Source organism: Roseovarius litoreus (assembly GCF_900142765.1).
GTDB lineage: Bacteria > Pseudomonadota > Alphaproteobacteria > Rhodobacterales > Rhodobacteraceae > Roseovarius > Roseovarius litoreus.
On record NZ_FRCB01000016.1, the window covers coordinates 20993 to 27985 of the forward strand.

At 58.7% G+C, this 6993-nt stretch carries 4 protein-coding genes and 1 pseudogene; 1 reads left to right on the forward strand and 4 read right to left on the reverse strand.

The genetic code is table 11. The features are described from left to right. Positions 1–135 precede the first annotated feature (135 nt). The 4 genes from F3H35_RS18280 to F3H35_RS18295 are packed head-to-tail and all read right to left on the reverse strand — an operon-like array spanning position 136 to position 5400. Positions 136–1680, reverse strand: coding sequence for an amino acid ABC transporter ATP-binding/permease protein (locus F3H35_RS18280; RefSeq protein WP_223228480.1), 1545 nt, complete (start codon positions 1678–1680; stop codon positions 136–138). A gap of 50 nt (positions 1681–1730) precedes the next feature. Next, positions 1731–3401 carry an ABC transporter ATP-binding protein/permease gene (locus F3H35_RS18285; RefSeq protein WP_149780970.1) on the reverse strand — a complete coding sequence of 557 codons (1671 nt, stop codon included), beginning with the start codon at positions 3399–3401 and terminating at the stop codon, positions 1731–1733. A gap of 42 nt (positions 3402–3443) precedes the next feature. Further along, entirely contained in the window at positions 3444–4136 is a 693-nt protein-coding gene (locus F3H35_RS18290; RefSeq protein WP_188130036.1) for a Crp/Fnr family transcriptional regulator, read from the reverse strand. A gap of 49 nt (positions 4137–4185) precedes the next feature. Continuing rightward, complete coding sequence (locus tag F3H35_RS18295; protein ID WP_149780972.1) at positions 4186–5400, reverse strand: TsoY family (seleno)protein; 1215 nt, start codon at positions 5398–5400, stop codon at positions 4186–4188. A 168-nt stretch (positions 5401–5568) separates the two neighbouring features. Here F3H35_RS18295 and F3H35_RS18300 point away from each other — a divergent pair. Further along, a pseudogene (locus F3H35_RS18300) lies at positions 5569–6752 on the forward strand (IS3 family transposase). Positions 6753–6993: the final 241 nt, after the last annotated feature.

The following is a 6993-nucleotide window of genomic DNA, read 5'->3' on the forward strand; positions in this document are numbered from 1 at the left end:
ACGTTGCTTTCTGAGGGCGCTGGCAACTGCGGAGTGGGTTCGGCCTGGTCGAATACGAACCGAGTCGGGCTCCACAACGCTTCAAGAGGCGGTGTACATCCGTACGCTGGAAATCCTTGGTGACATCATCACCAACTAGCGAACCAATCGAATACTCTGGTCAAAAATGGGATGGTCTGCTCCGCGATGCATCGCGGCCACAATCAATGCGTCTGGCAGAGCATTCCGCAAACGGCCCATAACCAGCTCTTGCGTGTGGTCATCAAGACCTTCGGTTGGCTCGTCGAGGAGAAGGATTTGTGGTTTTTTCAACAGGATACGCGCCAAGGCCATGCGCCGCGCCTGGCCACCGGACAGTCCTGAACCCGCTTCGCCGAGACGAGCATCAAGGCCACCCCGTGCGCGAATATCATCTGCCAAAGCCGCCACTTCTAGGGCCGTCCAAAGCGCATCATCGTCAAAGGTACCACTCAGTGACAAGTTGTCACGGACGCTTCCGGAGATCAGGCAACTCCGCTGTGGCAATACGGCAAGGACATCCCGCAAAGCCTGCTCCGGCCAGAGGCCCGGCCGCATGCCCTTGATGAGAATGCCGTCGTCTTGGTCGAGGCCCGCAATTTGCATCAGCAACGTCGATTTCCCAACACCTGATGGACCTGTCAGAACAATTGCCTCACCAGCGGAAAGGTCCAACTCAAGACCTGCTCGCTTCAGCGAGAGTAGCGGGCCATCGTCGTCATGCGTATTGTCAAGTGGCTGGGCTTGTGTGCCTATTTGCGGCGCCACACGTCCGGCTGCGGCAACCATGCGGCCCAGTTCAGCGACGCCGCGCCGAAGTGGCAGCACTGCTTCCGCCAGCGCCAAAGCAACAAAAAGTCCGATGACGGCTTTCGGCGGACCGACAGAGTCTGTGTCTAGCAAATACGCACCCGTCGCGAATGCTCCCATTGCAACCGAAGCCACCAGGATTGAAAAAAAGAAACCCGCATCGCGTTCTGCCCGGTCGAGGCGCGCCATGGCTGCTCGCGCTTGGTCGTCTATTTCCTGCAAACGGTTCGCTTGTCGTGGCAGCTGTGCCGCCAGGATCAACGCTTCGCGGTCCCGTGTCATGTCGATGATACCCCGGCGCAGTCGCTGGCCCGCGTGTTCAGCCTCAGCCGAGGGTAAAATCGTCCGGCGCGCCAGGATGAGGAGGATCAGCACGGCAGCCGGGACATACCCAACCAATATGATCAGCGCAACAGACCATCCGACAAGCCATCCAAGAACGAGAAACACCATGAGGTGGGTGACCAAGGCCGAGAGGATTGGCAGAACAAGTCTCAGGACCAGCCCATCCAAGGCATCCACATCCGATACGATCCGGGTCAAGGCCCCCTCGCCTCGCAACCCCATCAGTCCCTTCGCATTCATGCGTGCATAGCCACGTAGCAGAACGACCCGTAATGCCGCCAGCGCGCGCAGTGTCGCGTCATGGGTCAGCAAACGCTCCCCATACCTGGCGGCCGCACGCCCAAGAGCCAGAAACCGCACCCCGGCGGAAGGACGGAACACATCGAACGCAATGCCGATCCCCGCGAGCCCGGCCAGCCCTGTCGCTGTAATGAACCAGCCGGACAGGCCCAGAAGTGCCGCCCCCATGACCAGAACGACCACCGACAGGGCTGCACCCCGCGCCATCGCCCAAGGATCAGCGGCCACTAAAAGCCTGACAATGCGTAGCACGTTCCTCATAACGGCACCTCTACCTGCCGGTCCATTGCCGCTGCCAGATCGGGATCGTGAGTTGCCACGATGATCGAGCGACCTTCCCGTTGCATCCGTTGCAGTGCAGCAATGATCCGCGCCGCCGTCTCGGCGTCGAGATCGGCTGTAGGCTCATCGGCCAGGATCAGATCGGCCCCAGTATGTATTGCGCGCGCAAGCAGCAGCCTGCGGGCCTCCCCTCCGGACACCCCGCCCCCGGTTTCCCCCAGGCGCGTGTCGAGGCCATAAGGCAGCCGCTCCACAATCCCATTCGCATCGGCCAACCGCAGCGCGGGCCACGGGTCGCCCCCCGTCTGCCCTGTATCCAGCCACGCGCCCAGCGTTTCATCGGGGAAGTGCGGGCGCTGCGGGATCATGGCAATCCGCCGCCGCCAGGCATCGGCCGTTTGCGCGTTCAACCTGCGATCGTTCACCATGATCTCGCCCGAATGCAGCGGCACCAAACCGGCTATCGCGGCCATGGCACTGCTCTTGCCGACCCCACTTGGTCCCGTGAGCGCGAGAGTTTCTCCGGACGTGAGTGCAAAATCGGGAATCCTCACATGTTGGCCGCCGCGAACCACAACCGCACCCCGCGTGATTATACTGATTGATCCTTCCATCGCATCCGACGGCAAACCGCTTCCGACAAAGGCGACACGGTCCGCCGCGTCCAGCGCATCCAGTTCAGAAACCACCGCAAACCCCGCTGCACGATCATGCCAGGCTGCAGCAAGATCCCGCAAAGGCTGGAAGAACTCTGGCGCGATCAGCAACAAGAAAAGCCCCTGCCCCAAGGTCAAAGGCATTCCCCATGATCCGAAGTTGATCTCGCCAAGCAAAGTGAAGCCTACGAACACCGCGACCATCGCCACGCCAAGCGCAGAAAAGAGCTCAAGCACTGTGGAGGACAAAAAAGCAATGCGCAGAACAGCCATCGTTTTTATACGCAAGCTTTCGGCACGATCGCTGAAGACGATGGCCACGCGATCCGCCGCTCCGAGCAATCTGATATCCAGCATCGCTGACAAACGGTCCATGAGCATATCGTTCATCGTTGCGATCTCGTCCAATTGACGTCGCGAGGCGTCCTCGGCCGCCATGCCAACCAAAGCCATGAAAACCGGGATCAATGGCCCGGCCACGAGGAGAGTCAGCCCCACGACCCACGACTGTGAAAAGGCGAGAATAAGAAGTAAGAGCGGCAAAACAGACGCACGCAACATCGCAACGTGGTACCGGGTGATCCAAGGCTGCAGCAGTGGCAGCTTCTGAACAACAAGCGACGCAATCGACGCAGAGCCCGCATTGGTAGGCGCATGCGCCTCACGAGCGATCAAGACGGCGCGTTCTCGTGCAATGGTCTGATCTGCAGCTTGGTACAGAAGAGCGCCCGAGCGGTGCTCAAGCCCTGCTCGCAATATCGCGCAAACGACAAAGACCGTGGTGGCGATCCATGTCCGGTCCATTGGGGGCAGCCCGGCCGTCCAACCCGATACGGCCCAAGCAATGGCGGCGGCCTGAACGGGCCATAAAGCCCCCGCCACAAGGGACAGCCATCCAGCCACGCGCAGTTCACGCTGGACAGGCGCAATAATACGCGCCTTGGCCCGGGCTGTGCTGTTTGGCGCGGGTGCCGTGTCTTTATCTACCATGAACGCCCTGCTCGTTTCTTGTTCGTTCGGGCCTGCACGCGACTATTTAGCGGCTCTGGCGGCAGTGCAGGTGGAAAACACGCCCTTTGAAACAAGCGCTATTGCCGCAGGTGCCTCAATTAGTATGCTTCCGCGTCTTTGCGCGATCCAACCCTTGGTAGCGAACTCCTTCAACTTTCTGGACACAACTTCTCGCGCCGTTAACAAATCGGCGGCAATTTCAGAATGCGTTCCGCGCACTTTGTTGTCGAATGCGTGACTTAGAAGCCAATCTGCAATTCGCTGATCCAATCCAACGGTGTTCTTGGTAGAGATGCGCGCGAAAAACATTGGCAACCGTTGCGCATGACCTTTGAACAAAGCATGTCTGAACGCGGTATTCCCATGGACCAGAAGCACCAGCGCCAGCGGGGATAGTTCGATCCATGTTGACGGTGCCATGGAAACCGCGCGGACCGAGATCGCCCGCTCGGACAGAATAGCTGCTGTCACTGGCATACAATCCTGACCTTCCGCAGCGCGGCATTCAGCCCAAGGAACTTGACGATCCTTGGTCCGAAACTGCACGGACAACTTACCAGACTTCACGAAGATGAATGCGCGTGGCAATCCCTGCCATTTGTAAGCAACAGCCCCTTCGGCGGCGGAGCGAACAATGCCTCCGGCGGCGATGATCGCGCGCTCAAGCGAGAACGGTTCTGAACTCGTCAAATTATGCCTTTTCACAGTATCCATACCAACCTCCATGCTCTCGGCCCTTTCGAGCTGGGAGAGGTGTTGCGCCTCATTCAGCAGGGACAGACTGAATGCGCGCGCGCCCTGAGAAATGCCGATGGTTCAAGACGAAGACCAACACGATCATGGCGACCTGACTGGCGATCGCCAGTGACGTCAGCGACCAATAGGCGACACTGAACTTCGCAATCAGCCCGGCGCCCACCAGCCCCTTGTTGATCCAGAATTGCAGCATCACGCTCAGGGCGACACCGGGACAGACAAGCGCGTAGGCACCGGCCGAGTTGCCTTCGCCGCGCATATAGGCGTCCGCGTATTTCTGACGCCGCAACACCAACAAACCAAGCGCGAGAAAAACAAACTGGACGGCAAGGATTGTGGTCGTGAGCAGCAAGTTGTCCGCAACACCGCCATGAGCGCCAAACGTCGTGTGCAGGCCATGCTCCTGCCGCATGGTCATGATCCCAAGCACGGTCAGGATCGGCACGACCACCATCAAAGTCGGTGCACTTTCTCGCGAAGTGCCGTGATGCAGAATCGAATTGAAGCCGGCAATGGCGGCGACAAGCGCGTAAAGCCCCGCGATGGTACCGAGCATGATCGACGCAATCAAAGAGCTTCCCACAGTGAGAGCCACAGTGCTCATTGCAGCGGGCGCCGCCATGCCGACGGCGGTCATCGACAATGCAAAGGCTGGCAGAAGCTGGGCAAAGGAATTATTTGCCGTAACATCTAAAACGCCACCTTCACCCAGGACGCGGCCCAGAAAACCCCCGATCCGGCGGAACGCCAGATACGCGATCAGCGCAAAAGCAATCATGGCCAGAGGGAAAAGATACTCTACCACGCCCCAAAGGCCCGGCACAAACACCAGCCCAAGGATGAAGCCAACGTTCACTGTCATCGCCAGAGCCAACGGCATCGCCAAAAGCTGGGTTTCGCCATCGGAGTTGACCAGTTTGGTATAGCTGTCCGTCTTTCGAAAATCCGAGAACCGGCCGAGATTCCAGATCAGCATCTTGATGTTGAGAAAAGCAAAACCGGCGATACCGGTCATGGCAACGAGGATCGCAGCCTTCATCGGAAGCCTGCCAGTTGAAAAAGCGCTCATGATGTCTTCGTAGACCGGGACAGGCTGACCCGGATGAGGCACCCAGAATATCAGGAACATGAAAAAGGTGACAGCAAGCCCACCTGCCCCGAGCGAGGCCAAGAAATAGAGCGGGGACCATGTGTCAGAGGGACGGTGACGAGAGCTATTCATGGCTATTCTCCAATAGTGATGGAATCCGGATGCCACAAAACTATTCCGGTCGACGGTGACATGGTCACCGAAGCCGGGATTGGCGCAGATAACTCAAAACTTCGACGTGTGAGGTGTCCCTAGTTTCCTAGACACCTTGCCCCCTAACTATGAGGCAAGGAGGCCGACATGGGGACAAGCCATTACAGCGACGAGTTCAAGCGGGATGCGGTGCTTCAGATCACGGTGCGGGGCTATCCGGATCGGGAGGTGTCCCGGCGTTTGGGTGTGAGCACTCATTCTTTGTACAAGTGGGTGAAGCTGTTCGGCGATCCGGCACCAAAGAAGCCGAGCGTTGACCACGAGGCCGAGAACCAGCGACTGAAGCGCGAGTTGGCCCGGATGACCGAGGAGCGTGAAATCCTAAAAAAGGCAACGGTGTACTTCGCGCGAGGGTCCCAATGAACTACGCCTTTATCCGGGCACACCGCGGCGAGTCTGGCATCCGGGCCATGTGCCGGGTGCTGCGAGTACATTTCAGTGGTTTCCATGCATGGCTTAAGGAACCGTTAAGCCACCCTGCGCAGGAAGATGAGCGGCAAACCGAGTTGATCCGGCAAGCCCGGGCCGAGAGTGACAAGGTCCATGGCTACCGGAAGCTGACGGATGACCTGCGCGACCATTGCGAAAGCATCTCGGAGAACCGTGTGGCACGGCTGGCATCGCTCGCCGGGATCGCGGCCCGGTGAGCTACAAACGCCGTCCGGGGCGTTACGGCGGCAAGCCAGCCATCGTGGCCGTGAACAGGCTGGACCAGTTCAGGGTGGCTGCGCCCAATGAGGTCTGGGTGACGGACATCACCTATATCAAGACCCACGAGGGCTGGTTGTATCTGTGCATCGTCATCGATCTGTTCTCACGCGTTCGCCATTGTGCTCGAACCAATGGCGCATCAATGGCTAACCTTTGGCTGGTCGGCGCAATCCCGTATGTCCTCGGACCTCGCCCTACAGGCCTTGCTGATGGCCGTCTGGCGACGCAAGCCAAACCGCAAAGTCACAGTGCATTCGGACCAGGACACTCAATTCACCAGCCGCGAATGCCCAATGTTCCTTCATCAGCACGACCTCGAATCCAGCATGAGCCGACGCGGCAACTGCCACGACAATGCCGTGGCCGAAAGCTTCTTCCAACTCCTGAAACGAGAGCGGATTAGACGCCGAACCTATCCGACCAGGGACGACGCTAGGCGGGACAAATTCGACTACATCAAAATGTTCTACAACCCGAAACGCAAGCATACGAACAACGGCATGCTCTCGCCCGTTGACTTCGAGACCAGACGGCAGAAACTGACCACGGCAGGTGTCTAGGAAACTAGGGACATCTCAGTTTGCTATCTTGATCCGCCACCTACCATCCGTTCCGACGTCTATTTCCATGCATCGCTTTCACTAGTTCCCACCCAGGTCTGGCAAGGTTCATAGCCAGTTCTGTCGCCGCAAGCCCGTGGTGTAACCTTGAGCTGCCCCCACTAAGTGGTCCAAGTTGATTGTTAGTGCATGACCGGCCTCTGGTCCATCTGGACAATACTTTCCGGTGCGGGAGGCCGGT